This window comes from Pseudomonas sp. EL_65y_Pfl1_R83 (assembly GCF_963970695.1).
Classification (GTDB): Bacteria; Pseudomonadota; Gammaproteobacteria; order Pseudomonadales; family Pseudomonadaceae; genus Aquipseudomonas; species Aquipseudomonas tritici.
The window spans coordinates 1-467 of record NZ_CAXAQI010000378.1; the positions used below are offsets into that span (position 1 = coordinate 1).

The following is a 467-nucleotide window of genomic DNA, read 5'->3' on the forward strand; positions in this document are numbered from 1 at the left end:
GGACCGTCGTCAGTCCCGCCTTATCGAGCGACGATACCGGCAATCCGGGCTCGACGAAAAGCTCACGCTCGCCGAGTTCGACTGGTCCTTCAATCCCAAATTGCCGCGCCAAACCTGCTTCCAGCTCCACACCCTGGCGTTCATCGCCGCCGGCGAGAACGCGCTGCTCGTCGGCAAACCTGGCACCGGGAAATCCCACATCGCCAAGGCGATTGCCTATCAGGCGATCCTGCAAAGCCACAAGGTCCAGTATCTTGAGACCGACGACTTCTTCCACCGCTACGTCCTGAACTCCCCGGCGCAACGCGAGGTCCGGCTGCGAACCATCATCGACTGCGATCTCCTCGTGCTGGACGATCTGTTCCTCGCCCGCGCCATCCCTGACGACGCCGGCGCCTTGCTGCAGACCCTGATCCATCAGCGCTACAAACTGCGCCGCAGCGTCATCGTCACCTCCAATCGCGTCG

At 62.5% G+C, this 467-nt stretch carries 1 pseudogene; it reads left to right on the forward strand.

The features are described 5' to 3' along the window. A pseudogene (gene istB / locus AACY08_RS29395) lies at nucleotides 1–467 on the forward strand (IS21-like element IS1631 family helper ATPase IstB); the annotation flags it as partial.